General features: G+C 68.5%; 1 protein-coding gene. It reads left to right on the forward strand.

What is annotated here, in order from left to right; genetic code table 11:
• Positions 1–330: alpha-amylase family glycosyl hydrolase (locus V5O46_RS31710; RefSeq protein WP_332888189.1), on the forward strand; the 330-nt coding region annotated here is incomplete at both ends.

The raw sequence follows: 330 nt of genomic DNA on the forward strand, positions 1-330 counted from the left end.
CGTCAACGAGCCCGTACCGGACACGTTCGAGGACACCCCCGCCAAGGACCGGGACCCGGACTGGTTCAAACGCGCCGTCTTCTACGAGGTCCTCGTCCGCTCCTTCCAGGACAGCAACGGCGACGGCATCGGCGACCTCAAGGGCCTGACCGCCAAGCTCGACTACCTGCAGTGGCTCGGCGTGGACTGCCTCTGGCTGCCGCCGTTCTTCAAGTCCCCGCTGCGCGACGGCGGCTACGACGTCTCCGACTACACCGCCGTGCTGCCCGACTTCGGGGACCTCGCCGACTTCGTGGAGTTCGTGGACGCCGCCCACCAGCGGGGCATGCG

It is taken from the genome of Streptomyces poriticola (assembly GCF_036689765.1).
Taxonomy (GTDB): Bacteria; Actinomycetota; Actinomycetes; order Streptomycetales; family Streptomycetaceae; genus Streptomyces; species Streptomyces poriticola.